The organism is Bradyrhizobium sp. MOS002, assembly GCF_003020115.1.
GTDB lineage: Bacteria > Pseudomonadota > Alphaproteobacteria > Rhizobiales > Xanthobacteraceae > Bradyrhizobium.
Window position 1 is genome coordinate 117,275 of sequence record NZ_PYFX01000008.1, and the last position, 23,378, is coordinate 140,652.

Below are 23,378 nucleotides of genomic sequence, written 5' to 3' on the forward strand. Positions count from 1 at the left end.
ATGCTGGTGAGCGCGCTGGGGCTCGAACCCAGGACCCCGTGATTAAAAGTCACGTGCTCTACCGGCTGAGCTACGCGCTCCCATGGCCGCTGATGGCTTCAAAGAGATCGCCATCGTCTTCGGTCATTTGGAAAAGCATGTCTTGCCGCCACATCGACGCAAGCGTTGCGGAAAAACCAGCTGTTTCCGGATCATGCTTTCGGCCCGCGCTGTGTAGGGGGATGGGGCGCGGAGGTCAATAGCTCGGGTGGTTGCCGAAGTTGAAGGCAACAGCGGGAATTCGCGCGCCGTTTCCAATGCTTGAGCCGGGATTTTCAACCGGTATGGCGGGGCGTCATCCACGCCGAAGAACCCGCGACGTCCGCCCACGGGCCGGATGTCGCGTTCGCAGCCCCGTCAGTTCGCCTCCCGTCGGACCTCGCTCGGCACCGGCAATTGCTGCGGCGTGCCGGCGGGGGTCGGCAGCGCGACCGGGCGCAGGCCGATCAGCTCGGCGGTGCGGATCGCGCTGTCGCGCCAGAACTGGAACGAGTTGATGCGGCTGAGCTCGAGGATGGCGATGGCGACCGCAGCCAGGAACGGCAGGCTCTGCAGCACCAGCACGCCGGCGAAGATGTAGATCTCGGTGATCTGGCGATAGCTGTTGGAAGCCACCAGCACGCCGGCGCCGATCAGGAGCAGGGCGCCGATCACGGCCTCCCAGAACGCCTGGAACTCGATCGACATCCGGGACAGGCCGCCCTTGGAGGTGCGCGCGAACGCGATGTGCTCGGTGATCAGTCCCTGCGCCACCGCGCGCGAGACCGTCCACTGCACGCTCATCGCCGCGATCATCGCGCCCAGCATCTGGCCGGGCTTGATCGCGACACGCGCGCGGTACATCGACAAAAAATGCGCAAGCGAGACGATGAAGGCGCCGATGATCGGCAGCGTCAGGATCTTGTCGGGAATGGCGATGTCGGCGAAGGCGACGATCGGCACCCAGACGAGGTTGAGCAGCGCCACGACCACGCCGAGGCTTTCGGCACCCAGCCAGTTCAGCCAGCCCAGGCCATATTCGCGCTTCTGGTCGGGGGTCAGCCGGCTCCGTCCGGGCAGGAAGTTCCGCCAGTGCTTCTTGACGATCTGGAGGCCGCCATAGGCCCAGCGGTGACGCTGCTTCTTGAAGGCCTCGTAGGTGTCGGGGAGCAGGCCCTGACCGTAGCGGTGGTTGGTATAGTGCGTGGTCCAGCCGAGCTGCTGGATCGAAAGGCCGAGATCAGAGTCCTCGCAGATCGTGTCGGACGACCAGCCGCCGGCCATGTCCATCGCGGCGCGGCGGATCAGGCACATCGTGCCGTGCACGATGATGGCGTTGGTCTCGTTGCGCTGGACCATGCCGATGTCGAAGAAGCCGGCATATTCGCCGTTCATGATGTAGTGCATGATCGACAGGTCGCCGTCGCGATGTTCCTGCGGCGCCTGCACCAGGCCGACGCTGGGATCGGCGAACGCCGGCACGAGGTCCTTCAGCCAGTCGGGATCGACGACGTAGTCGGCATCGAGGATGCCGATGATCTCGGCGTCAGCGGCGGTGCGGTCCATCGCGATGCGCAGCGCTCCGGCCTTGAAGCCCTGCACCTTCTCGGCGTTGATGAACTTGAAGCGTTCACCGAGCGCGCGGCAATGATCCTGGATCGGCTGCCAGAAGGCAGGGTCCGGCGTGTTGTTGATGATGACGACGCATTCGTAGTTCGGATAGTTCAGCCGCGACAGCGCATCGAGCGTCTGCTTGAGCATCTCGACCGGCTCGAAATAAGCGGGGATGTGGATCGAGACCTTCGGAAAGTAATTCTCGGGCACGTCCTCGAGCGGCTTGCCCTTCGTGAGCAGCCGCTGCGGCGGCCGGCCGAACGCGACCGCGGCGATCTCGTCGATGCGCGCCATCGCAATGAGGACGAGGGGAACAAGCAGGATCATGCCGAGGGTAAGCGCGAAGGCCGAGCCGAAGATGAAATAGTGGCCGTTCCAGAACGCGAACACGGTGGCGGCCCAGGCGCCGACGCCATTGGCGGTCGCCGACAGCAGGAACGCCTGCTTCGCCGTCGGCTGCTGCAGCCGCAGGATCGGAAGCGACAGCAAGATACCCACCAGGAGGGCGACACCCATCAGCTTCCAATAGTCGGGATTTTGCACCGGGCCCGTCCAGGCGAATTTCGGTTCGCGGCTGGCGTTGAGGATGCCCCAGTACGGACCGACGCCGCCTTCGAAGTATTTCCAGGGCTGATCGATGGCCTCGACGATGTTGTATTCCATGCCGATGGCGTCGGCGCGGCTGACGAAGTTGCGCAAGGTCAGCGCCTGCTGGAACGGACCGGGGTCGGCGTTGCGCAAATTGTAACCCGCGCTCGGCCAGCCGAACTCGGCAATCACGATGCGCTTGCCGGGGAACAGGTTGCGTAACAGATTGTAGCGGTCGACGGCCTGGTCGACCGCCTGGTCGGAGCGGAAGTTTTCCCAGTAGGGCAGCACGTGGGCGGCGATGAAGTCGACGTTGGAGCCGAGGTCGGGATTGTCGCGCCAGATGTTCCAGATTTCACCGGTCGTGACGGGCACGCGGACCGAGCCCTTGACCTTCTTGATCATCTCGATGAGGTCTTCGACCTTCTGCTCGCCGCGGTAGATCACCTCGTTGCCGACGACGACGCCGTTGACGTTGCTGTTCTTGCGGGCGAGCTCGATGGCGGCCTTGATCTCGCGCTCGTTGCGATCCTTGTCCTTGTCGATCCACGCGCCGACGGTGACCTTGAGACCGAACTCGGCCGCGATCGGCGGCACCAGTTCCACGCCGCCGGTGGACGAATAGAGCCGGATCGCGCGCGTCATCGTCGACAGCGTCTTCAGGTCGGCGCGGATTTTCTCCACCGTCGGGATGTTGTCGATGTCGGGGTGAGCCGAGCCCTCGAACGGCGCGTAGGAGACGCTGGGCAGCAGGCCCTTGAAGTCGGGCGCGGGTTCCTTGTCGCGCAAGACTCCCCAGAGGCCGGCGTGGAGCGCGGACACAAGCAACAGAACGGCGGCGACAACGCGCATCGCGGCTAAACCAAAAGGGGCTGAGGGGGCAGGGAAGCGGATCCGACCCCGAGATCCGACCAAGTCCGCGGCAAATGGAGCATACCTCTGCCGCGCGGTTTCACAACTGCCATGGCCTCATGACCTTATGAGGGCATGGCACATTTCGGAATACGCAGCAGTGCCAATTGCTTCTATCGCCGATCGTTCCTGAACGGAGGCTGAAACAATCGCGGCTATTTCGGGGGCGCCGGTGACGGGCTTGCCGCCGGCGAGGGGCTCGCGGCCGGCTGCGGCTGCGCATTGCCCGATGCCGGCGCGGCCGGCTGCGAAGCCGCGGCCGCCGCCTGCTGCGGCTGTGACGCCGGGTTGATCCAGCAAGCGTGCACACGGCTGTCCAGGGTCTCGGCGACCTTGGGATCGATCTGGCCGCCGAAGCGGGTCAGGCAGCGGAAGGCGGCCTGGATGTGGCCGCCCGGGCAGCCGAAGCGGTCGTAGAGATCGAGATGGCGGAATGCGGTATCGAGGTCATCCCGCCACATCAGCCGGACCACGCGCCGGCCGAGCCAGACGCATTCGGGGTTGCCGGCCGGACCGCTGATGACCTGGGCTGCTTCGGCGAACTCGTCGGTGCGTCGCTGATTCTGGGCGGCATCCTTGGCCGCGTCGGCGGGCTGGGCGGCTGCCTTGCTCTGGTCCGGCGCCGGCGTGCCGCTCTGGGCGGAGGCCGCGCCGATACCCATCAGGATGACAAGGGAAGAAACGGCCAAGGTGGCGGCGAACTGCCGCAGGACCGCATTTCGTAACTCGAGCACCCGTTGCCGCATGAATTCCCCAATATATCACTGACCGTCCGCGTCAGGACCTTCGCGGACGCGCCTGCGTGATGGCGTCCAAATGGGTCTCCAATGCGGCGGAAAAGTCCTCCCGAGTCCATGGCCTGAATCTGGAATTTTGTCCAGCAAAGTCACGATCCTAGGCCTCGGTCGAAGGGCCGCAGGTAAATTCCTCAGGGGAGGGATGGATCCATAACGGAGTCACCCCCTTGGCAGACGGCGTGCTAGCAGGTAATCGACGGCCCTTCGCGGAGGACGGAACCGATTTCTCTTCGTACGCCACTGGCGCTTCTGCTCGTTTCACTGGGTGCGATCGCTGCCGTGTGGTGGTGGCTTGCCACGCCGATCTCGCTCGCGCGCGCCCCGATCGATCCCGCCGACAAGGTCCAATGCGTCTCCTACGCGCCGTTCCGCGGCGAGCAGTCGCCGCTGAACGCATGGACCCATATCGAGGCCGACCAGATCGAGCAGGACCTGCGCCAGCTCAAGGAGATCACCGACTGCGTCCGCACCTATTCGATGGAGAATGGGCTCGACCAGGTGCCGGCGATCGCCGCCCGGATCGGCGGGCTGAAGGTGCTCCAGGGCATCTGGCTCTCCAGCAACCGCACCAAGAATTTCGAGCAGGCCGCGCTCGCCATTCGCCTTTCCAAGGATTTCCCCGGAATCATCACCAGCATCATCGTCGGCAACGAAGTGCTGCTGCGCGGCGAGATGACGACCGCGGACCTCGTCTCCATCATCCGCTCGGTGAAGGCGCAGGTCAGCGTGCCCGTCACCTATGCCGATGTCTGGGAGTTCTGGCTCAGGAATCGCGAGATCTATGACGCCGTCGACTTCGTCACGATCCACATCCTGCCTTACTGGGAGGACATCCCGGTCAAGGCCAAGTTCGCAGCCTCCCATGTCGAACAGATCCGCGAGCGCATGGCGGTCGCGTTCCCCGGCAAGGAGATTCTGATCGGCGAAACCGGCTGGCCGAGCGAAGGGCGCATGCGCGAGGGCGCGCTGCCGTCGCGCAGCAACCAGGCACGCGTGGTCTCGGAGATCCTGAGTCTGGCGAAAGCGCAGAAATTCCGCGTCAATCTGATCGAGTCCTACGACCAGCCGTGGAAGCGCAAGCTGGAAGGCACCGTCGGCGGCTATTGGGGCCTCTATGACTCGGTGCGCCGTGGCCTGAAATATCCGCCGGGCGAGCCGATCAGCAATTTCCCGTACTGGAAATGGTACATGGGCGCCGGCATGGGCCTCTCCGTGCTGGTGTTCGCGGTCGCCGGCCTGACGTTGCGGCGCAGGCCGTGGACGCCGCGCTTCTCGGCCTGGCTCGGTGTGGCGATCTCGGCGACCTCGGCAGGCATCCTGCTCGGGATCGGCGCCGACAAGATGTACTACGAGAGCTATGGCATCGGCGGCTCGCTGCTCTGGGGCACGCTGCTCGCGGCCGGCATCCTGTCGCCGATCTTCTGCGCGCAGGCGATGGTGATCGGCCGCAGCCTCCCTACTTTCCTCGATCTGCTCGGTCCCCGCGAGGGCCGGAAATGGTCGAAGCTCACCGCCGTGCTGGGTCTGACGCTGGCGGTGGCTGCGGTGATCGCGGCGCAGACCGCGCTCGCCTTCGTGTTCGACCCGCGCTACCACGACTTCCCCTACGCCTCGCTGACGATGGCGGTGGTGCCGTTCGCGCTGTTGATGCTGAACCGGCCGCAGATCGGCCAGCGTCCGATCGCGGAGTCGGTCTTCGCCGGCCTGCTGACGCTGTCGGCGGCTTATGTGCTCTTCAACGAGGGCCGCGACAATTGGCAGTCGCTGTGGACCTGCGCGATCTATCTCTTGTTCGCGCTCACGCTGTGGCGGGCGCGGGCCGAGCAAATCCAAGAATGAACAGGCCGATCGCCAGGCCCGACAGCACGACATTGTAGAGCACGATGCCGAGGCCGGCGGCGATGATGCCGACGGTGAGCAGCACGATCGACGGCCGCATCAGGTTCAGCGTCGCCACCACCACCGCGACGATGCCGAACACCGAATTCTTGAACAGCACGGTCGAGACCGAGCGCGCCTTGCAGACCAGGGTCTGGAGCCCGGCGTCGCAGGCGAGACCGACCTGCGAGTTTTCGATTCCGAGGTAGCGCAGATAAAGCGCATAGCCGACGCTGGCGAAGCCGACGACGATCAGGAACTGCACCTGGTAGGGCGTGAGGCGGAAGGGCTTTTTTGTCATGGCGGCAATATGGTCGGGATGGCGCGGGCGGGCAACAGGGAAGGCGAGTTTATGTTGATCGCGGGCCGATTGCATGCGTCAACGAGCCATCAAGGGCGATTTTGCACCGCCCGGTTCTGGTCCGCCAGCCGACGTTCGTATTTTTCGGCCAAGGCCAGCAATCGCTTCCTGATATAGGGGTCGGCCTGTTCGGCCAACTCGCGGATGAGCGCGAGGTGCTCGCGCAGAAACGTCTCTTCCGCCATCTCCGCTCCGAATCATGTTCGTCGCGGATACTGCGGTTATCTGTTGAGGGCCTTCGTATCGTTTGATACGTCGCCGCGAGACAGTCTTCACCGCCGCAGAGCGGATGCCACGTCTATCGTCTGAAGAACGATGACAGCGTCGATCCCGCCGACGCCGTCTCCGGCTTCGGCTGTGCGGCCGGCTGCGCCGCAGGAGCAGGCGCCGGCTCCTCGCGCTTCGACGAGCGCTTCGAGGAATAGCTGCGGCGATGCTTGTCGGGCTTCGCGGCCGGAGCGGGCGCCGGGGCGGTCTCGGCTTGCGGCACAGAGTCCTGGTTCTTGTCGGAGTTCTTGTCCTGGACCCTGTCTTGCGACTTGTCCTGTCCCTTGTCTTGCCCCTTCTCCTGGCCGCCGCGCATTGACAGCCGCTGGCCGTCGAACACGGTGGTCTCGCAGTGGCGGTCGTTCTCGGCGAGGCCGGCGCAGAGTTTTGCCGCGGCCGCCGCGTTGAGCAGCGGGCCGGCACCGAGGCGGAGCTGCATGCCGAGGCCGGTGTTGCCTTCCTTGATCATGATGATCGGCCGCAGCGCCGCGATCTCGGGATTGGATTTGGTGACCCCGCGCCACAATGCGCGCAGGCCTTCGAGCGAGTTGGCGCCGCCCAGATCAATCGCAAAGCGCGTCTGCTGGACCGCGATCGCGGGAGCGTCGCTTTCGGCGCCCTCCGGCGGCTTGGCTGGTGCCGCAGCGACTTCGACCGGGGCGGGCGTCGGATCGGGCTTCTTCTCGGCAGCCTTCTCACTGGTCTCGGGCTGAACCAGTTTCGGGGCGGCCGGATCGGGCGGCGCCATGATCGATTTGGACGGGACCAGCGGAAGCATCGGCAGTGGCGAATTCGTTGCCGGCGACTGCCCGACCAGCGAGGCCGCGGCTGCGCTTTGTGGCGGCGGGCTCGACGGCTCCTTTGCGGCCTCGGCGCGCGGCTTGTCGTTGGCCGGAGCTGGTGTCGAGGCGACCGGCGCGATGCCGGGCGCCGGCGGGCCGATCAAAGCTGGCGCGTCCTGCGGCTTCGCAACGGACGCCTGCGGCGGCGTTGTCGTCTGCTTGGCGATGGCGCCGGTGACGGAATCGAGCCCTTGCTCCAGCACGGTGACGCGCGAATAGAGTCGGTCGCGATCGGTGTTCAGCGTCTCGATGGCGGAGGCGAGCCGTCGGGCCTCGTTCTGGCTCTCCTTGGTCAGGATCTGGAGCCGGTCCGCCTGTCGCGCGAGATCGGCGGACGCAACCTGATCGCGCCGCCAGCCGAGCTGGGCCTGGTTGGCGAACACGGCAATGACCACGGCGGCGACGGCCGCCACGCCCCATGAGCCCAGCCGCCACATCATGCCGCGATCGAACGAGCTCTCCTCGGCCACAAGTCCGGAGAACAGCCCGCCGGTCTCCTTGGCGCCGAAGGCATCCGCCAGTGGGTCGGAATCCTTTGCCATGAACGTTAAGTGCCCAACCCCTGTCCGGCTTCCCCGAATCAATCAGGGAACATTAACAGGAAAAGCGTGTCGCACTTGAACTCCGGGCGTTTGCGGGGGTAGCAAGGCGATAGCTGATGAGGGCGGCCCGTCGCCCGCTGGCGCCGATTGATTCGGCCGGATTGACAGGATTTCGATGACCGCCCGTTCCAGCCTCACGATCGTGCTCGCCGCCGGCGAAGGCACGCGTATGCGCTCACACCTGCCAAAAGTGCTGCATCCCGTCGCACACCAGAGCCTGCTCGCCCACGTGCTCGCCGCGGCGCCCAGGGGAACCGGCACCTCGCTCGCGGTCGTGATCGGACCCGACCATCAGGCGGTGGCGGACGAAGCAAAGCGCATCCGCCCCGACGCGCTCACCTTCGTGCAACGCGAACGGCTCGGCACCGCGCATGCGGTGCTGGCGGCGCGCGATGCCATTGCGCGGGGCGTGGATGATTTGCTCATTGCGTTCGGCGACACGCCGCTGATCTCGGCCGAGACCTTCGCGCGGCTGCGCGCGCCACTCGCCAAAGGCGCCGCGATTGCGGCGCTCGGCTTCCGCGCCGCCGATCCCACCGGCTATGGTCGCTTCATCGTCGAGGGCGACCGCCTGGTCGCGATACGCGAGCAGGCCGATGCGAGCGCCGAGGAGCGCAAGATCGACCTGTGTAATGCCGGGGTGATGGCGATCGACGGGCGCCGCGCGCTCGCGATCCTCGACAAGATCGGCAATGCGAATTCCAAGGGCGAATATTATCTGACCGATGCGGTCGGCATTATCAGCGAGCAGGGATGGGATGCCGTGGTGATCGAAACCAGCGAGGACGAAGTGCGCGGCATCAACACCAAGGCGCAGCTCGCCGAGGCCGAAAGCGTGATGCAGGCGCGGCTGCGGAAAGTGGCGATGGAAGCCGGGGTGACGCTGATCGCGCCCGAAACCGTCTATCTCGCCGCCGATACCGTGTTCGGCAAGGACGTCACGATCGAGCCGTTCGTGGTGATCGGCCCCGGCGTTTCGATCGGCGACGGCACGGTGGTCCATTCCTTCTCGCATCTCGTCGAGACCAAGCTGGGCAAGAAGGTCTCCATCGGCCCCTATGCGCGGCTGCGGCCCGGCACCTCGCTCGGCGACGGCGCGCGCATCGGCAATTTCGTGGAGACCAAGGCTGCGACGCTGGAGGCCGGCGTCAAGGTCAACCATCTCTCCTACATCGGCGACGCCACAATCGGTGCCAATTCCAACATCGGCGCCGGCACCATCACCTGCAACTACGACGGCTTCAAGAAGCACAAGACGATCATCGGGCAGGGCGCCTTCGTCGGCACCAACTCCTCGCTGGTCGCGCCTGTGACGATCGGCAGCGGCGCCTATATCGGCTCGGGCTCGGTGATCACGCGCGACGTGCCCGACGACGCCATGGCGCTGGAGCGCAGCCCGCAGACCATCCGCGAAGGTGGTGCGGCGCGCTATCGCGAGATGAAGACGGGTGGCAAGAAGCTTGAAAAGAAGCCGGAGAAATGAGCGCCGCTATTCGTCGTCGGCGAATTCGGAGAAGATCGCGCGCGTCAGGCGCCAGCCGCGCGGTTTGGCACGCTTCGCCGGCTCGCCGGCGACGTGCTTGATGAACACGGGCTTGCTTTCCTTGCCGCGCTGGGGCGGCGGCCAGTGCGCAAGGTGCGTGCCGGTGGTCTCGCTGGCGCGCACCGACATCGATGACAGACTTTTGCGGTCGGATGAGCCTTTCATGGCCTCTCTCCTCGGTACGCAAGGGTTGGCCAAATTCGTTGACAACTCGTTAATGCGCGCGGTTTAAGGCCCAGCCAGTTCGACGCAGGTGAGGCTCGTTGCCGTCGGTGCTGTCTCAATCAGCAATAATTATTGAGTATCTGGTTCCCTACGAACTTCGCTAAGAACCGAGCGCGTCGTTTAGGCGATTTTTCGACGATTTGGGGGATATTGATCCGCATGTGCGGGATTGTCGGCATTCTCGGGCGCGAGCCGGTTGCAGAACAATTGGTGGATTCGCTCAAACGTCTTGAATATCGCGGCTATGATTCCGCGGGCGTCGCCACGCTCGAGGGCAAGCATCTCGAGCGCCGCCGCGCCGAGGGCAAGCTGAAGAATCTGGAGAAACGGCTGGAGGCCGAGCCGCTCAAGGGCACGACCGGAATCGGTCACACCCGCTGGGCCACCCACGGCAAGCCGACCGTGAACAATGCGCATCCGCACGCGACCGAGCGTGTCGCCGTCGTTCACAACGGCATCATCGAGAATTTCCGCGAGCTGCGCGAGGAGCTCGAGAAGAAAGGCACGGTGTTCCACACCCAGACCGACACCGAGATCGTGCTGCATCTCGTCGACGATCTGCTCACGCGCGGCAACAAGCCCGTGGAAGCGGTGAAATTGACGCTGGCGCGGCTGCGCGGCGCGTTCGCGCTCGGCTTCATCTTCGCCGGCGAAGACGATCTCATGATCGGCGCCCGCAACGGTCCGCCGCTCGCGATCGGCTATGGCGACGGCGAGATGTATCTCGGCTCCGACGCTATCGCGCTGGGTCCGTTCACCGACACGATCAGCTATCTCGAGGATGGCGACTGGGTCGTGCTGACCCACAAGAACGCGACGATCTTCGACAAGGACGGCCACGCCGTCCAGCGCGACAAGATCAAGCACGCCGCCTCGACCTCGCTGGTTGACAAGGCCAATTACCGCCACTTCATGGCCAAGGAGATCCACGAGCAGCCGGAAGTGGTCGGCCACACGCTGGCACGCTATGTCGACATGGCGACCGAGCGGGTCTCGCTGCCGGTCAAGCTGCCGTTCGACTTCAAGAACATCCAGCGCATCAATATCACGGCCTGCGGCACCGCGAGTTACGCCGGGTTCGTTGCAAAATACTGGTTCGAGCGTTTTGCGCGCGTGCCGGTCGAGGTCGATGTCGCCTCCGAATTCCGCTACCGCGAGGCGCCATTGCGCAAGGGCGATCTTGCCATCTTCATCTCGCAATCGGGCGAAACCGCCGACACCCTGGCCGCGCTGCGCTATGCCAAGGACCAGGGCGTGCACACGGTCGCCGTCGTCAACGTGCCGACCTCGACGATCGCGCGCGAAAGCGAGATCGTGCTGCCAACGCTGGCCGGCCCCGAGATCGGCGTCGCCTCGACCAAGGCCTTCACCTGTCAGCTCATGGTGCTGGCAAATCTTGCGATCGCGGCCGGCAAGGCGCGTGGCGAACTGTCCGACGAGGACGAAACCAAGCTCGTCCATGGGCTCGTCGAGATCCCGCGTCTGATGTCGGATGCGCTCACCACCGAGCTCCAGATCGAGAAGCTCGCCCGCGAGATCGCCAAGTCGCGTGACGTGCTCTATCTCGGCCGCGGCACCAGCTTCCCGCTCGCGCTCGAAGGCGCGTTGAAGCTGAAGGAGATCTCCTACATCCACGCCGAGGGCTATGCCGCCGGCGAGCTCAAGCACGGCCCGATCGCGCTGATCGACGAGACCATGCCGGTCGTCGTCATCGCGCCCTACGACCGGGTGTTCGAAAAGACCGTCTCCAACATGCAGGAGGTCGCCGCCCGCGGCGGCAAGATCATCCTGATGACCGACGCCAAAGGCGCGGCGGAGGCGACCGTCGAGTCCCTCGTCACCATCGTGATGCCGGATATGGCGGCGGCGTTCACGCCGATGGTCTATGCCGTCCCGGTTCAGCTGCTCGCCTATCATACGGCGGTGATCATGGGGACCGACGTCGACCAGCCGCGCAATCTCGCGAAATCCGTGACCGTGGAATAGGCAGAAGGGCCGGGCCGGAACGCTTCGTGGTCTTCAAAAACCTGCTAGAAGACCCTAGCTTGAACGAAGCGACCGACCTGGAACCAGAATGAACCCCCGTGACGACGCGCCTGCGCCTCTCGATCCCGTGCCGGAGCCGCATACCGGCCTGATAGGCCGCTTTCGCAATTACTTCCTCACCGGTCTCGTGGTGACGGGACCGGTTGCGATCACCTTTTATCTGGTTTGGTGGTTCGTCACCTGGGTCGATGGCGTGGTGCGGCCGTTCGTGCCGCTGGCCTATCGGCCGGAAACCTACATGCCGTACGTCATCCCCGGCTGGGGGCTGATTGTTGCATTTTTCACTTTGACGCTGGTCGGCTTTCTCGCGGCCAATCTGATCGGCCGGACGCTGGTCGATGTCGGCGAGACCTTCCTCGGCCGGATCCCGGCGGTGCGCGCCATCTACCGCGGCCTGAAGCAGGTGTTCGAGACGCTGTTCTCGGGCAAGGGCTCGAGCTTCCGCAAAGTCGGCCTGGTCGAGTTTCCCTCGCCCGGCATGTGGTCGATCGTGCTGATCTCGCAATCGCCGAACGAGGACCTCTCCCGCAGCCTGCCGGGTCAGGAGGAGCACGTCTCGGTGTTCCTGCCGTGCTCGCCGAACCCGACCACCGGCTTCTTCTTCTACGTTCCCAAGAGCAAGGTCATCGAGGTTGACCTCAGTACCGAAGACGCAGCCACGCTGATCATGTCGGCCGGCGTCGTGCAGCCGGGCTCGGCGCCCGACCCGAAGAAGGCGGCTGCTCTCGCGGGCATGGCGAATGCCGCGCGTATTGCCAACGCCTCGGCGCTCCAGCCTCAGCCTGCGAAGGTGGAGTAGGGCCATTCCTCTGTGGGATGGCCGCCGTTCACGCGGACGTCCCGTCCTCTGCTAGTCTCCGGTTGAACCGAGCGCGTTGCTCGCAATTCGATCTGGAGTGCACGATGTCCAAAACCATTGCGATCCTCGCGCCCGGTGCCATGGGCAGCGCCGTGGCCCGCCGTCTCAGCGAGCACGGTGCGCAAGTGCTGACGTCGTTGAAAGGGCGGAGCCAGGCGACGCGCAAACGCGCGGCGGATGCCGGCATGATCGGCGCCGAGGACGACGCGATCGCGGGCGCCGACATCATCCTCTCGATCGTGCCGCCGGGCGAAGCCGTGGCGCTTGCCGAGCGGCTGGCCGGGCTGATCGTCCGGCGCGAGAAGAAGCCGGTCGTGGTCGATTGCAATGCCGTCAACGTCGATACCGTGATGAGGATCGAGGAGATCATCGGCTCGGCACAGGCGCCGTTCGTCGATGCCGGCATCATCGGGTTCCCGCCCCAGCCCGGCGGCAAGAGCCCGGCCTTCTACATGTCCGGCGAGCACGCCAGGGACGTCGCCGTGCTGAAGGACCTCGGGCTCGACGTGCGGATCGTCGAAGGGCCGGTCGGTGCCGCGTCCGCTCTGAAAATGTCCTACGCCGGCATCGTCAAGGGTCTCGCCGGCATCGGCTCGGCGATGGTGGTCGCGGCAACGAAGGCGGGAGCTGCGGATGCGCTGCGCGACGAACTCGCACTCAGCCAGCCCGCGGTTCTGGCCCGGCTCGAAGTCGCGCTGCCGGACATGATCCCGAAGGCCTATCGCTGGGTTGCAGAGATGCGGGAGATTTCCGGCTTCCTCGGCCCCGATCATCCCGCCAGCCAGGTGTATGAAGGCTTTGCGCGCTGGTTCGAGCATCTCGCCGAGGACGCGAAGGGCGATGCGGCGGATACCGACCTGATGAAGGCATTCGCCGTGCGTATCGCGCAGAAGAAATCCTGATTGTCCGGTCTCGCGTCGCGGTCATCGATCATGTGCCGTGCACCGAATCCAGAAAACCCTCGATGTCCCGATCGCGTCTCAAGCGCACGACCGGGACGTCAGCGCCATACTGCACGCGCTCGGCCTCGATCACAGGCGCGCGCTCGGTGTCGTAGCGCCACGCCTCCCGCATCAGTTTCCAGTCGAACTGTTCGGTACACCCCTCCGGGAGGTCAGGCCGGGTCTTGTCGCGATCGAAGGCGGAGCGCAGCAGAATGCGCCACTGGCAGAGCCAGCGCGGGCGGTCGATGACGACCAGAGTATCGGCGCGCGCGAGCGTGAGATCGAAGGCGAGTCCCGAGAAGCTGCCGTCAACAACCCATGCGTCGCCCGCGATCGCAGCAGTGACGCGCGTCCGGAAGCTCGGTTTGTCGGATGGCTTCCAGCCCGGCCGCCAATAGAGCACGTCGAGATGCACCACCGGCAGCCCGAGCTTTCGCCCGAGATTTCGGGAGAGCCTCGTCTTTCCGCTGCCCTGACAGCCCACGACAATGATCCGGCGCATCGTCGTAGGGTTCCATAAAGTCGGGCCCAGGGAAAGAGGAGGCCTCCTGAACGCGCTTTATTACCTGGCATGTAATTGAGCCAATCCGCTGCTTGACTACTGTCCCGGTCATCCACCCAACAGGCAGCATTCAATCAAGCCTCCTGTTGTGCGTGTGTCAGTGCATGAGGAGAGAGATATGCAAGTCGTGTTTACGAAGAAGGAGCCCCCGCAATGGCTGCTCAACATGTGGCAGGAGATCGACGACAAGACCTTCGGACCAGGCTTCGACTGTTTTACGGAGGATGCCGTTTGCAACCTCGGCGTCGCCGATTGGAGAGGGCGCGAGGCGATCCGCGGCAATCTGAAGGCCTTCATCGACACTGGCTTCACCGCGCTGCATCACATCACCGAATATTGGGACGCCGGCCCGCTGAAGGTGTTTCGCGGTGTCGTCGACATGACACCGGATGATGCCTCGATGAAGACGGTTCATCCCACGATGACGCACTTCTTCTACATGGACGAGAGAGACGCGACCAAGGTACGGCACTGGGTCGGCGCCGTGGGGCCGGTCGCTTTCGGTTGACGCCTCGAACCTGCTACCATCGGCGGCGGTGCCTCGGATAAGCCGGCGCACCGCCGCCGATGCGTGTTGACGATGCCGCACATCGACAGGAAGGATCAGTCGACCATGAAAGCGACGGCCAGTGCCCTCAAGACGCGCGCCAGTTCCGCGGGCGCGCTGCTGCGTCAATGGCGGGACATTCGCGGCAAGACACAGCTCGATCTGTCCTTCGACGCCGGCGTCTCGCAGAAGCACATCAGCTTCGTCGAGAGCGGCCGCAGCGTTCCAAGCCGCCAGATGCTGCTCGATCTTGCGCAAGCCCTCGATGTCCCCTTACGCGAACGCAACGAGCTGCTGCTGGCCGCCGGCTATGCGCCGACCTATTCCGATCCCGCGCTCGAGGCACCCGCCATGACGAGCATCAACCGTGCCTTGCAACGCATGCTGCGTCAGCACGAGCCGTTTCCCGCCATCGTCATGGACCGGTACTGGAACGTGCTGATGACGAACGAGGCTGCGCCGCTTCTGTTCAATTGCTTTATCGACATGTCGGCGCGGCCGTCGCCACGAAATCTATTGCATCTCATGTTCGACCCCGACGGCATGCGTCCCTTCATTGCGAACTGGCCGCAGACCGCACGCGGGCTGCTCGCACGGGTGTATCGCGAGGCGGTCGGACACGTGGTTGACATCAGGACGAAGGCACTGCTGGAGCAATTGTCGCAATACCCCGGGGTGAAGCCGGAATGGCGTGCGCCGTCAGCCTCCGATGCAATGCCGATGATCCCGCTGTCCTTCGTCAAGGACGGCGTGGCGCTGGACTACTTTTCCCTGATCACGACGGTCGGAACCCCGCAGACGGTGACGGCGGAAGAGCTGCGGCTAGAGTGCATGTTCCCCGCCAACGATGCGACCGAAGCGGAGCACGGCAAATTTGTGCAAGCTCATTCCGGGTGAGGGGCGTCGCCCCGATTCCACCCGATCGTTATGTGCCAGGCTCGACCCACACCGTCATTGCGAGCGCAGCGAAGCAATCCAGAGTCTTACCGCGGAGGGATTCTGGATTGCTTCGCTGCGCTCGCAATGACGGGGAGGAGACGGAGCGTGGGCCATCTGTTATTGTTTCTGCGGAAGCGGTCGCTCCGCAATGGGAGTTCGAATGAGAGTGCTTGTGATCGGCGCGGGAGCGCTTGGAGGCTATTACGGCGCGCGCCTGGTCCGAGCCGGCGGCGACGTGACCTTTCTGGTGCGGGCCGGGCGGGCGGAGCAGTTGCGGCGGAATGGATTGCAGGTCGTGAGCCCGCACGGCGATTTCGCCGTGCAGCCGAGGGTCATCCTGGCCAAGGATCTCAAGGAAGCGTTCGACGTCGTGCTGGTCGGGGTGAAATCCTACTCGCTCGACGATGCGATGGCCCAGTTTGCCCCGGCGGTCGGCGCCAACACGATGATTTTGCCGATCCTCAACGGCTTGAAACATGTCGACGCCCTGACCGCGCGGTTCGGCGCGAGGTGCGTCCTCGGCGGGCTCGCGAACGTCAGTGCCGGGCTCGATGCGGATGGCCGTGTCGTTCAGTTCATGGCCAATCAGACCATCGTCTTCGGCGAGATCGAGGGGGCGTTGAGCGAGCGCGTGCTCGCCCTGGAGACGCTGCTGCATGTGCCCGGTATCGACGTGCGCGCCAGCGAAGCGATCATGCAGGACATGTGGGAGAAGTTCGTCCAGCTGAGCACGCTCGCCGGCATCACCTGCCTGATGCGTGCAAGCATCGGGGACATTCTAGCCGTGCCGAACGGCGAGCAATCCATCTTCCGCCTGTTCGCCGAATGCTGCGCCGTCGCGACGGCCTCAGGTTTTGAGCCGCGGGCGCCTTTCATCGAGTTTGACCGGAAGCTGTTCACGACGCTGGACTCCCCGCTCAAGGCCTCGATGCTGCGCGATATCGAGCGCGGCTCGATCACCGAGGCGGAGCACATCCTCGGCGATATGGCCAACCGGGCCCGCGCGCTGGGCATCGACACGCCCCTGCTGGATCTCGCCCGCGCGCATGTGGCGGCCTATGAGATCGGGCGGCAGAGAGCGGCCAGCTAACCCGCTCCGATCAGCGGGATGGCTTCATCCCGCTCATACAGATACAGCAGGCATCGCAGCGCCTCACCGCGCTCGCCCTTGAGTTTCGGATCGTCCTTCAGGATGCGCAGCGCCTCGTCGCGGGCCTGCGTGATGAGCTGGCCGTGCACCTCCGAGCGGGCGATGCGGTAGCCGGGCAGGCCGCTCTGGCGCACGCCGAGCACATCGCCTTCGCCGCGCAGCTTCAGGTCTTCTTCGGCGATGCGAAAGCCGTCGGCGGTCTCGCGGATCACCTTCAGCCGCGCTTTCGACATCTCGCCGAGCGGCTCGGAGTAGAGCAGCAGGCAGGTCGAGGCCTCCGAGCCGCGCCCGATGCGGCCGCGCAGTTGATGAAGCTGGGCGAGGCCAAAGCGTTCGGCGTTCTCGATCACCATGATGGTCGCCGCCGGCACGTCGACACCGACCTCGACGACGGTGGTCGCGACCAGCAGGCCGATCTCGTGGGCGGCGAACTGGCCCATCACGCGGTCCTTCTCGGTGCCCTTCATCTGGCCGTGGACGAGGCCGACGCGGTCGCCGAAACGCTTCTGCAGGCTTTCGAAGCGCTTGGTCGCATTGGTCAGGTGCTCGGTGCCCTCGGCCTCGGATTCCTCGACCAGCGGGCAGATCCAGTAGACCAGCTTGCCGGACTGCAGCGCGCGTCCGATGCTCTCCGTGACCTCTTCGAGGCGGCTCATCGATATGGTGCGGGTTTCGATCGGCTGGCGGCCGGCGGGCTTTTCGCGCAGCTCGGAGATGTCCATGTCGCCGAAATAGGTCAGCACCAGCGTGCGCGGGATCGGCGTTGCGCTCAGCACCAGCACGTCGACGGCCTCGCCCTTTGACGTCAGCGCCAGCCGCTCGCGCACGCCAAAACGATGCTGCTCGTCGACGACGGCGAGGGCGAGATCGTTGAAGATCACGTCGTCCTGGATCAGCGCGTGGGTGCCGACGAGGAGGTCGATCTCGCCGGCTTCGAGCTGTGCCAGCAGTTCCTGCCGCTCCTTGCCTTTTTCGCGGCCGGTGAGGATCGCGACCCGCATGCCGGCGCGCTCGGCAAGCGGCGCGATGGTCTTGATGTGCTGACGGGCCAAAATTTCGGTCGGGGCCATCAGCGCCGCCTGCTTGCCGACCTCGGTGACGGCAGCGGCGGCCAGCAGCGCCACCACGGTCTTGCCGGAGCCGACGTCGCCCTGGAGCAGGCGCAGCATGCGCACCGGTTGCTGCAGATCATTCGCAATGGCCGCCGCGGCGTCGCGCTGGGAGATTGTCAGCGCATAGGGCAGGGCATCGATGATCCTGTTGCGGAGGTGCCCGTCGCCGGCGTTGCGCACACCGGCCGGGCGGCGCAATTGCGCGCGAATCAGGGCAAGCGCAAGTTGCCCGGCCAGGAGTTCGTCGAAGGCGAGCCGCGACCAGAACGGCTGGTCGGGCAGAATGTCGGTGAGCTCGACCGGCTGATGCACGCGGGTGAGCGCCTCGGTGATCGGCGGGAAGCTGCAGCGGCGCAGCACCTCTGGGCTGATCCATTCCGGCAACGCCGGCAGCTTTTGCAGCGCCTGCGCAACCGCGCGGCGCAGCGAGCCGAGCGCAAGGCCTTCGGTCAAGGGATAGACGGGATCGATGCCGGAGAGTTTCGAAATCGCCTCCTCGTCCAGCACCCGGTCGGGATGCACGATCTGCGGGATGCCGTCGTACATCTGCAGCGTGCCGGAGACGAAGCGCTTCTCGCCGATCGGCAGCAGCTTCTCGACATAGCCGGGCTTTGCGCGGAAGAACGTCAGCACGACGTCGCCGGTCTCGTCGCTGGCGTAGACGAGGTAGGGCGCGCGGGCACTGCGCGGCGGGGGCGGGCGGTGGCGGTCGACAGTGACCTCCAGCGTCACCATGGTTCCCTGCACGGCGTCGCGGATCTTCGGGCGGGCGCGGCGGTCGATGACCTGGCTCGGCAAATGCAGCAACAGATCGACCAGCCGCGGCGTCTCATTGCGGCTGAGCAGATATTGCAGCAGCTTGTCCTGCTTCGGACCGACGCCGGGCAGGCTGATCACGGGGGCAAACAGCGGATTGAGCAGGCTGGGGCGCATCACGCGAACCTAGGATCGTTTCGGCCCGTCATGCCCGGCTTTATGCCGGGCATCCACGTCTTTTTTCGGAGGTAACGCCGGGTGACGAGCCATGACAAATCGAGGGCTGACACGGGCGGTCCGAGTGGCTATATCACGCCGGCCCGGCACGTCCGGGCTTTTGGCGTTTGACTGGAATTGAGACATGACGGGAACGACACGATCGAGCAACGGGCTGGACGACCGCCGCAAGCGGCTTCTGTTCCGCTGCTGGCACCGCGGCACGCGCGAGATGGACCTGATCCTCGGCCGCTTCGCGGATGCCGAGATCGGCAATCTGTCCGATGACGAGCTGACGCAGCTCGAGACCCTGCTCGAAGAAGCCGATCCCGACCTCTATGCCGCCATCACCGGCGACAAGGTGCTTGCCGCCGAAGTCATCGGCCCGCTGTTTGCGCGCATCAAGGCGTTTCCGATCGCGGACCGCGACGTATGAAGCAGGGGATGAAATCGCCGGCCGAGCTGCTCACGCCCGGCCGCGCGCTGACGCTTGCCAATGTCGCCGAGGGCGCCGAGGGCCTCGTTGTCTCCGATCTCGCGCGCGCCATCGCGGCGCGGCCGAAGAAGCCGGCTGTCAGCCTCGCGGTGATCTGCCGCGACGGCCCGCGGATGCAGCACCTCGAACGGGCCCTGCAATTCTTCGCGCCCGATTTGCCCGTGCTGACCTTTCCGGCCTGGGACTGCCAGCCCTACGACCGCGTCTCGCCGCATGGCGGCGTCCTCGCGCAGCGACTGACGACGCTGGCACGGCTTGCGTCCCTGACTGGCAGCGACAAACCGCTGATCGTGCTGACCACGGTGAACGCCGTCGTCCAGCGCGTGCCGTCGCGCGACCTCGTCGCGGCGCAGGCGCTGTCGGTCGCGCCCGGCAACGTCGTGCCGATGGACACCATCATCGCCTGGCTCGAGCACAACGGCTACAACCGCTCGTCGACCGTGCGCGAGCCCGGCGAATACGCGGTGCGCGGCGGCATTCTGGACCTGTTTCCGGCCGGCCTCGAGCAGCCCGTCCGTTTCGACTTCTTCGGCGACAGCCTGGAATCGATCCGCACCTTCGATGCCGAGACCCAGCGCACGCTGCTCGACATGAGCGCGCTCGATCTCGTGCCGATCTCCGAATTCCAGCTCGTCACCGATACCATCCGCCGCTTTCGCATGGGCTATGTCGCCGAGTTCGGCGCGCCCGAGCGCGACGATGCGCTCTACGAGGCCGTCAGCGAGGGCCGCCGTCATCCCGGCATGGAACATTGGCTGCCGCTGTTCCAGGACCGGATGGACACGCTGTTCGACTATCTGCAAGGCGCGGCCATCGCGATCGAGCCGCAGGCCGAGGATGCCGTCCGCGAACGCTTCAAGCAGATCGTCGACTATTACCAGGCCCGCCGCGATGCGATGGAGCATCCGGGCGGCGGCGCCATCTACAAGCCGCTGCCGCCTGACCGGCTCTATTTGACCGAGGAGGAGTGGGCCAAGCGCGAGAGCGAGATGCCGTTGGTGCGGCTGACGCAGTTTTCGGTGCCTGCCGATGGTACCAGCGTGGTCGATGCCGGTGCACGCAAAGGCCGCGACTTCGCGCCGGAGCGCAACGATAACAATGTCAATGTCTTCGAAGCGGTCGTCGCACATGTGCATGGGCTGCTGACAAGCCGCAAGAAGGTGGTCATCGCGCTCTGGACGGAGGGCTCGCGCGACCGCATGACCTCGATGTTGCGCGATCACAAGCTCACCCCCGTGACCAGCGTCAACAGCTGGCGCACGGTGCAGGCCACTCCGCGCAACGAGACCATGCTCGCCGTGCTCGGCCTGGAAAGCGGTTTCGAGACCGACGAGATCGCGCTCATCAGCGAGCAGGACATCCTTGGCGATCGCCTGGTCCGGCCGCGCAAGGCGAGCCGCAAGCTCGACAATTTCATCTCGGAGGTGACGAGCCTCGCCGCCGGCGACATCGTGGTCCACGTCGATCACGGCATCGGCCGCTTCATCGGTCTGCAGACGCTCGACGTCGCCGGCGCGCCGCATGACTGCCTCGAGCTGCATTATGCCGCCGAGACCAAGCTGTTCCTGCCGGTCGAGAACATCGAGCTGCTGTCGCGCTACGGCTCCGACCAGACCTCGGTCGAGCTGGATCGTCTCGGTGGTTCGGGCTGGCAGACACGCAAGGCCAAGCTCAAGAACCGCATCCGCGAGATCGCGGGCGAGCTGATCAAGATCGCCGCCGAGCGGCATCTGCACGAGGCGCCGAAGCTGCCGGTGCAGCCGGGCCTCTACGACGAGTTCTGCGCCCGCTTCCCCTATGACGAGACCGAGGATCAACTTGGCGCGATCGAGTCCACGCTGAAGGACCTCGAGCTCGGCCGTCCCATGGACCGGCTGATCTGCGGCGACGTCGGCTTCGGCAAGACCGAGGTGGCGCTGCGCGCGGCCTTCGCCGTGGCGCTCGAAGGCAAGCAGGTCGCGGTCGTGGTGCCGACCACGCTGCTCGCCCGTCAGCACCACAAGACGTTCACCGACCGTTTCAAGGGTTTCCCGGTCCAGGTCGCGCAGGCCTCGCGCCTGGTTCCGGCCAAGCAGCTCAATCTGGTCAAGAAGGGCCTCACGGACGGCTCGGTCGATATCGTCGTCGGCACCCACGCGCTGCTCAGCAAGTCGATCAAGTTCCGGGACCTCGGCCTGCTGATCGTCGACGAGGAGCAGCATTTCGGTGTCACCCACAAGGAGCGGCTGAAGCAGCTCCGCGCCGAGGTGCACGTGCTGACGCTGTCGGCCACGCCGATCCCGCGCACGCTCCAGCTCGCGCTCACCGGCGTGCGCGAACTCTCGATCATTGCCTCGCCTCCTGTCGACCGTCTCGCGGTCCGCACCTTCGTCGCCCCGCACGATCCCCTGATGATCCGCGAGGCGCTGCTGCGCGAGCGCTATCGCGGCGGCCAGGCGTTCTACGTGGTGCCGCGCATCGACGACCTCGCCGAGGTCAAGGACTTCCTCGACAAGAACGTGCCGGAGATGAAGGTCGCGGTCGCGCACGGCCAGATGCCGCCCGCCGTGATCGAGGACATCATGACCGCGTTCTACGACGGCAAGTTCGACATCCTGCTGTCGACCACGATTGTGGAATCCGGCCTCGACATCCCCAACGCCAACACGCTGATCGTGCATCGCGCCGACATGTTCGGCCTCGCCCAGCTCTATCAGCTCCGCGGCCGCGTCGGCCGCTCCAAGCTGCGTGCCTATGCGCTGTTCACGCTGCCGGCGCAGCAAAAGATCACGGCGCAGGCCGAGCGCCGGCTCACCGTGCTGCAATCGCTGGAGACGCTGGGCGCGGGCTTCCAGCTCGCCTCGCACGACCTCGACATCCGCGGCGCCGGCAACATTCTGGGCGAGCAGCAGTCCGGCCACATCAAGGAGGTCGGCTTCGAACTCTATCAATCGATGCTGGAGGAGGCGATCGTCAACCTCAAGGCCGGCGTGTCCGAGCCCGCCGCCGATCGCTGGTCGCCGACGATCACCATCGGCATGCCCGTGCTGATCCCTGAGGACTATGTCGGCGATCTCTCGGTGCGGCTGTCGCTCTACCGCCGGCTCGCCGACCTCGACAGCGAAGAGGAGATCGAGAACTTCGGCGCCGAGATGCGCGACCGTTTCGGCGTGCTGCCGGACGAGGTGCGCTATTTGTTCAAGGTCGCCGCGATCAAGGCATTCTGCCGCCAGGCCAATGTCGGGAAGATCGATGCCGGCCCGAAGGGCGCCGTCATCGCCTTCCGCGACAATTCCTTTGCCCATCCCGACCGCTTGGTGAGCTTCATCCGCAGCCACGGCCAGGCCGCGAAGGTGCGGCCCGACATGAAGGTGGTGTTCCTGCAGGACTGGGAAACGCCGGAGGAGCGTCTGGCCGGCACCACCGAGATCATGCGCCAGCTGGCGCAGCTCGCGCAGAGCAAGAAGGCGGCGTAGTAGTTTCGAGAGGCGGCGGCGCGAAACGACGCGCCGCACCCGGATCCCGGAATAGCGACATATGATCACTTGCGGAATGATCGAACAGTTGCTACGTTCAATCTATCGAGTTTCGGCCGAACGACTTGGCCTCGCCGCTGAAAAGCGCGCCTGACTGACGACCCTCCCTCCAGATCTCGACGACACCCACCGCGCTTTTGAGCGCGGCTAAACGTTTATCTATCTTAAAGGACGATCCCCATGACGACGGGAACTGTGAAGTGGTTTAACAGCCAAAAGGGCTTCGGATTCATTCAGCCGGACGAGGGCAGCCAGGATGTGTTCGTTCATATCAGCGCCGTTGAACGCGCCGGCATGAATACCCTCAACGAAGGGCAGAAGGTTTCTTTTGAAATCGTTGCAGATCGCCGCACCGGCAAGTCTGCTGCTGAAGATCTGCGCGCCGCATAGGCTGCCGCAATCTCAATGACGTTGCTTTGACCACGGATGTACTGGCAGAGCTTCGGATCTTTGGACCCGCGACCGTTCATCGGTCGCGGGTTTTTTGCGCCGGCGGCCGCCCGCCGCGCACGAGAATGCGAACGGTACGTTTCACGTAAAGATTCCATATAAGAGCAGTCGAGCTCCGACGGCAGCGAGCGCGGGCGGA

General features: G+C 65.1%; 19 protein-coding genes and 1 tRNA gene. 11 read left to right on the top strand and 9 right to left on the bottom strand.

What is annotated here, in order from left to right; genetic code table 11:
* Nucleotides 1–4: 4 nt before the first annotated feature.
* The 3 genes from C7G41_RS23675 to C7G41_RS23685 form a co-directional block, all read right to left on the bottom strand.
* Nucleotides 5–80, bottom strand: a tRNA-Lys gene (locus C7G41_RS23675).
* A 316-nt stretch (nt 81–396) separates the two neighbouring features.
* The gene (locus C7G41_RS23680) at nt 397–3,072 is read right to left on the bottom strand and encodes a glycosyltransferase (RefSeq protein ID WP_106944781.1); all 2,676 of its coding nucleotides are present in this window, start codon (nt 3,070–3,072) and stop codon (nt 397–399) included.
* A gap of 215 nt (nt 3,073–3,287) precedes the next feature.
* Nucleotides 3,288–3,878 (bottom strand): beta-1-3, beta-1-6-glucan biosynthesis protein, encoded by a 591-nt coding sequence (locus tag C7G41_RS23685; protein ID WP_106944782.1) that lies wholly within the window; start codon nt 3,876–3,878, stop codon nt 3,288–3,290.
* Nucleotides 3,879–4,208: 330 nt separating this feature from the next.
* Between C7G41_RS23685 and C7G41_RS23690 the strand changes: the two genes are divergently transcribed.
* The gene (locus C7G41_RS23690; protein ID WP_245446660.1) at nt 4,209–5,768 is read left to right on the top strand and encodes a beta-(1-6) glucans synthase; all 1,560 of its coding nucleotides are present in this window, start codon (nt 4,209–4,211) and stop codon (nt 5,766–5,768) included.
* Here C7G41_RS23690 and C7G41_RS23695 read toward each other — a convergent pair.
* From C7G41_RS23695 to C7G41_RS23700, 3 genes are all read right to left on the bottom strand, one after another.
* Nucleotides 5,728–6,108, bottom strand: coding sequence for a hypothetical protein (locus C7G41_RS23695; RefSeq protein WP_106944879.1), 381 nt, complete (start codon nt 6,106–6,108; stop codon nt 5,728–5,730). The genes C7G41_RS23690 and C7G41_RS23695 overlap by 41 nt on opposite strands.
* A gap of 89 nt (nt 6,109–6,197) precedes the next feature.
* Nucleotides 6,198–6,353 carry a hypothetical protein gene (locus tag C7G41_RS37925; protein ID WP_199198569.1) on the bottom strand — a complete coding sequence of 52 codons (156 nt, stop codon included), beginning with the start codon at nt 6,351–6,353 and terminating at the stop codon, nt 6,198–6,200.
* A gap of 113 nt (nt 6,354–6,466) precedes the next feature.
* Nucleotides 6,467–7,819 (bottom strand): hypothetical protein, encoded by a 1,353-nt coding sequence (locus C7G41_RS23700; protein WP_106944784.1) that lies wholly within the window; start codon nt 7,817–7,819, stop codon nt 6,467–6,469.
* A 175-nt stretch (nt 7,820–7,994) separates the two neighbouring features.
* On the opposite strand from C7G41_RS23700, the gene glmU reads away from it, so the two are divergent.
* Nucleotides 7,995–9,362 carry a bifunctional UDP-N-acetylglucosamine diphosphorylase/glucosamine-1-phosphate N-acetyltransferase GlmU gene (gene glmU, locus C7G41_RS23705; protein ID WP_106944785.1) on the top strand — a complete coding sequence of 456 codons (1,368 nt, stop codon included), beginning with the start codon at nt 7,995–7,997 and terminating at the stop codon, nt 9,360–9,362.
* Between the two features lie 6 nt (nt 9,363–9,368).
* Here the strand turns inward: glmU and C7G41_RS23710 are convergent, their stop codons facing one another.
* Nucleotides 9,369–9,587, bottom strand: coding sequence for a hypothetical protein (locus C7G41_RS23710; protein ID WP_106944786.1), 219 nt, complete (start codon nt 9,585–9,587; stop codon nt 9,369–9,371).
* A gap of 219 nt (nt 9,588–9,806) precedes the next feature.
* Between C7G41_RS23710 and glmS the strand changes: the two genes are divergently transcribed.
* The 3 genes from glmS (at nt 9,807) to C7G41_RS23725 (ending at nt 13,454) form a co-directional block, all read left to right on the top strand.
* The gene (glmS, locus tag C7G41_RS23715; RefSeq protein WP_106944787.1) at nt 9,807–11,633 is read left to right on the top strand and encodes a glutamine--fructose-6-phosphate transaminase (isomerizing); all 1,827 of its coding nucleotides are present in this window, start codon (nt 9,807–9,809) and stop codon (nt 11,631–11,633) included.
* Between the two features lie 88 nt (nt 11,634–11,721).
* Nucleotides 11,722–12,492, top strand: a complete 771-nt coding sequence (locus C7G41_RS23720; protein ID WP_106944788.1) for a DUF502 domain-containing protein — start codon at nt 11,722–11,724, stop codon at nt 12,490–12,492.
* Nucleotides 12,493–12,596: 104 nt separating this feature from the next.
* Nucleotides 12,597–13,454, top strand: coding sequence for an NAD(P)-dependent oxidoreductase (locus C7G41_RS23725; RefSeq protein ID WP_106944789.1), 858 nt, complete (start codon nt 12,597–12,599; stop codon nt 13,452–13,454).
* 28 nt (nt 13,455–13,482) lie between these two features.
* Here C7G41_RS23725 and C7G41_RS23730 read toward each other — a convergent pair whose 3' ends face one another.
* Nucleotides 13,483–13,998 (bottom strand): AAA family ATPase, encoded by a 516-nt coding sequence (locus C7G41_RS23730; protein ID WP_106944790.1) that lies wholly within the window; start codon nt 13,996–13,998, stop codon nt 13,483–13,485.
* 178 nt (nt 13,999–14,176) lie between these two features.
* Here C7G41_RS23730 and C7G41_RS23735 point away from each other — a divergent pair, with 178 nt between their 5' ends.
* The 3 genes from C7G41_RS23735 (at nt 14,177) to panE (ending at nt 16,634) form a co-directional block, all read left to right on the top strand.
* Nucleotides 14,177–14,566 carry a hypothetical protein gene (locus C7G41_RS23735; RefSeq protein ID WP_106944791.1) on the top strand — a complete coding sequence of 130 codons (390 nt, stop codon included), beginning with the start codon at nt 14,177–14,179 and terminating at the stop codon, nt 14,564–14,566.
* Between the two features lie 105 nt (nt 14,567–14,671).
* Complete coding sequence (locus tag C7G41_RS23740; RefSeq protein ID WP_106944880.1) at nt 14,672–15,502, top strand: helix-turn-helix domain-containing protein; 831 nt, start codon at nt 14,672–14,674, stop codon at nt 15,500–15,502.
* A gap of 202 nt (nt 15,503–15,704) precedes the next feature.
* Nucleotides 15,705–16,634, top strand: coding sequence for a 2-dehydropantoate 2-reductase (panE, locus tag C7G41_RS23745; RefSeq protein ID WP_106944792.1), 930 nt, complete (start codon nt 15,705–15,707; stop codon nt 16,632–16,634).
* Here panE and recG read toward each other — a convergent pair.
* Entirely contained in the window at nt 16,631–18,739 is a 2,109-nt protein-coding gene (gene recG / locus C7G41_RS23750; RefSeq protein ID WP_106944793.1) for an ATP-dependent DNA helicase RecG, read from the bottom strand. The two genes, panE and recG, sit on opposite strands and share 4 nt — an antisense overlap.
* A gap of 184 nt (nt 18,740–18,923) precedes the next feature.
* Here recG and C7G41_RS23755 point away from each other — a divergent pair, with 184 nt between their 5' ends.
* The 3 genes from C7G41_RS23755 to C7G41_RS23765 all read left to right on the top strand — a co-directional run bounded on the left by C7G41_RS23755 (nt 18,924) and on the right by C7G41_RS23765 (nt 23,179).
* A complete protein-coding gene (locus tag C7G41_RS23755; protein ID WP_106944794.1) occupies nt 18,924–19,214 on the top strand; it encodes a succinate dehydrogenase assembly factor 2 in 291 nt (96 codons plus the stop codon).
* Nucleotides 19,211–22,729, top strand: a complete 3,519-nt coding sequence (gene mfd, locus C7G41_RS23760; protein ID WP_106944795.1) for a transcription-repair coupling factor — start codon at nt 19,211–19,213, stop codon at nt 22,727–22,729. Before C7G41_RS23755 ends, mfd begins: the two co-directional genes overlap by 4 nt.
* A gap of 240 nt (nt 22,730–22,969) precedes the next feature.
* Nucleotides 22,970–23,179 carry a cold-shock protein gene (locus tag C7G41_RS23765; RefSeq protein ID WP_007610535.1) on the top strand — a complete coding sequence of 70 codons (210 nt, stop codon included), beginning with the start codon at nt 22,970–22,972 and terminating at the stop codon, nt 23,177–23,179.
* The last annotated feature ends 199 nt before the right edge of the window (nt 23,180–23,378 follow it).

Excerpts from the sequence above, each read along its gene's own strand:
- C7G41_RS23680 (WP_106944781.1), bottom strand. The coding sequence starts at position 3,072 with ATGCGCGTTGTCGCCGCCGTTCTGTTGCTTGTGTCCGCGCTCCACGCC.
- C7G41_RS23685 (WP_106944782.1), bottom strand. The coding sequence starts at position 3,878 with ATGCGGCAACGGGTGCTCGAGTTACGAAATGCGGTCCTGCGGCAGTTC.
- C7G41_RS23695 (WP_106944879.1), bottom strand. The coding sequence starts at position 6,108 with ATGACAAAAAAGCCCTTCCGCCTCACGCCCTACCAGGTGCAGTTCCTG.
- C7G41_RS37925 (WP_199198569.1), bottom strand. The coding sequence starts at position 6,353 with ATGGCGGAAGAGACGTTTCTGCGCGAGCACCTCGCGCTCATCCGCGAG.
- C7G41_RS23700 (WP_106944784.1), bottom strand. The coding sequence starts at position 7,819 with ATGGCAAAGGATTCCGACCCACTGGCGGATGCCTTCGGCGCCAAGGAG.
- glmU (WP_106944785.1), top strand. The coding sequence starts at position 7,995 with ATGACCGCCCGTTCCAGCCTCACGATCGTGCTCGCCGCCGGCGAAGGC.
- C7G41_RS23710 (WP_106944786.1), bottom strand. The coding sequence starts at position 9,587 with ATGAAAGGCTCATCCGACCGCAAAAGTCTGTCATCGATGTCGGTGCGC.
- glmS (WP_106944787.1), top strand. The coding sequence starts at position 9,807 with ATGTGCGGGATTGTCGGCATTCTCGGGCGCGAGCCGGTTGCAGAACAA.
- C7G41_RS23720 (WP_106944788.1), top strand. The coding sequence starts at position 11,722 with ATGAACCCCCGTGACGACGCGCCTGCGCCTCTCGATCCCGTGCCGGAG.
- C7G41_RS23725 (WP_106944789.1), top strand. The coding sequence starts at position 12,597 with ATGTCCAAAACCATTGCGATCCTCGCGCCCGGTGCCATGGGCAGCGCC.
- C7G41_RS23730 (WP_106944790.1), bottom strand. The coding sequence starts at position 13,998 with ATGCGCCGGATCATTGTCGTGGGCTGTCAGGGCAGCGGAAAGACGAGG.
- C7G41_RS23735 (WP_106944791.1), top strand. The coding sequence starts at position 14,177 with ATGCAAGTCGTGTTTACGAAGAAGGAGCCCCCGCAATGGCTGCTCAAC.
- C7G41_RS23740 (WP_106944880.1), top strand. The coding sequence starts at position 14,672 with ATGAAAGCGACGGCCAGTGCCCTCAAGACGCGCGCCAGTTCCGCGGGC.
- panE (WP_106944792.1), top strand. The coding sequence starts at position 15,705 with ATGAGAGTGCTTGTGATCGGCGCGGGAGCGCTTGGAGGCTATTACGGC.
- recG (WP_106944793.1), bottom strand. The coding sequence starts at position 18,739 with ATGCGCCCCAGCCTGCTCAATCCGCTGTTTGCCCCCGTGATCAGCCTG.
- C7G41_RS23755 (WP_106944794.1), top strand. The coding sequence starts at position 18,924 with ATGACGGGAACGACACGATCGAGCAACGGGCTGGACGACCGCCGCAAG.
- mfd (WP_106944795.1), top strand. The coding sequence starts at position 19,211 with ATGAAGCAGGGGATGAAATCGCCGGCCGAGCTGCTCACGCCCGGCCGC.
- C7G41_RS23765 (WP_007610535.1), top strand. The coding sequence starts at position 22,970 with ATGACGACGGGAACTGTGAAGTGGTTTAACAGCCAAAAGGGCTTCGGA.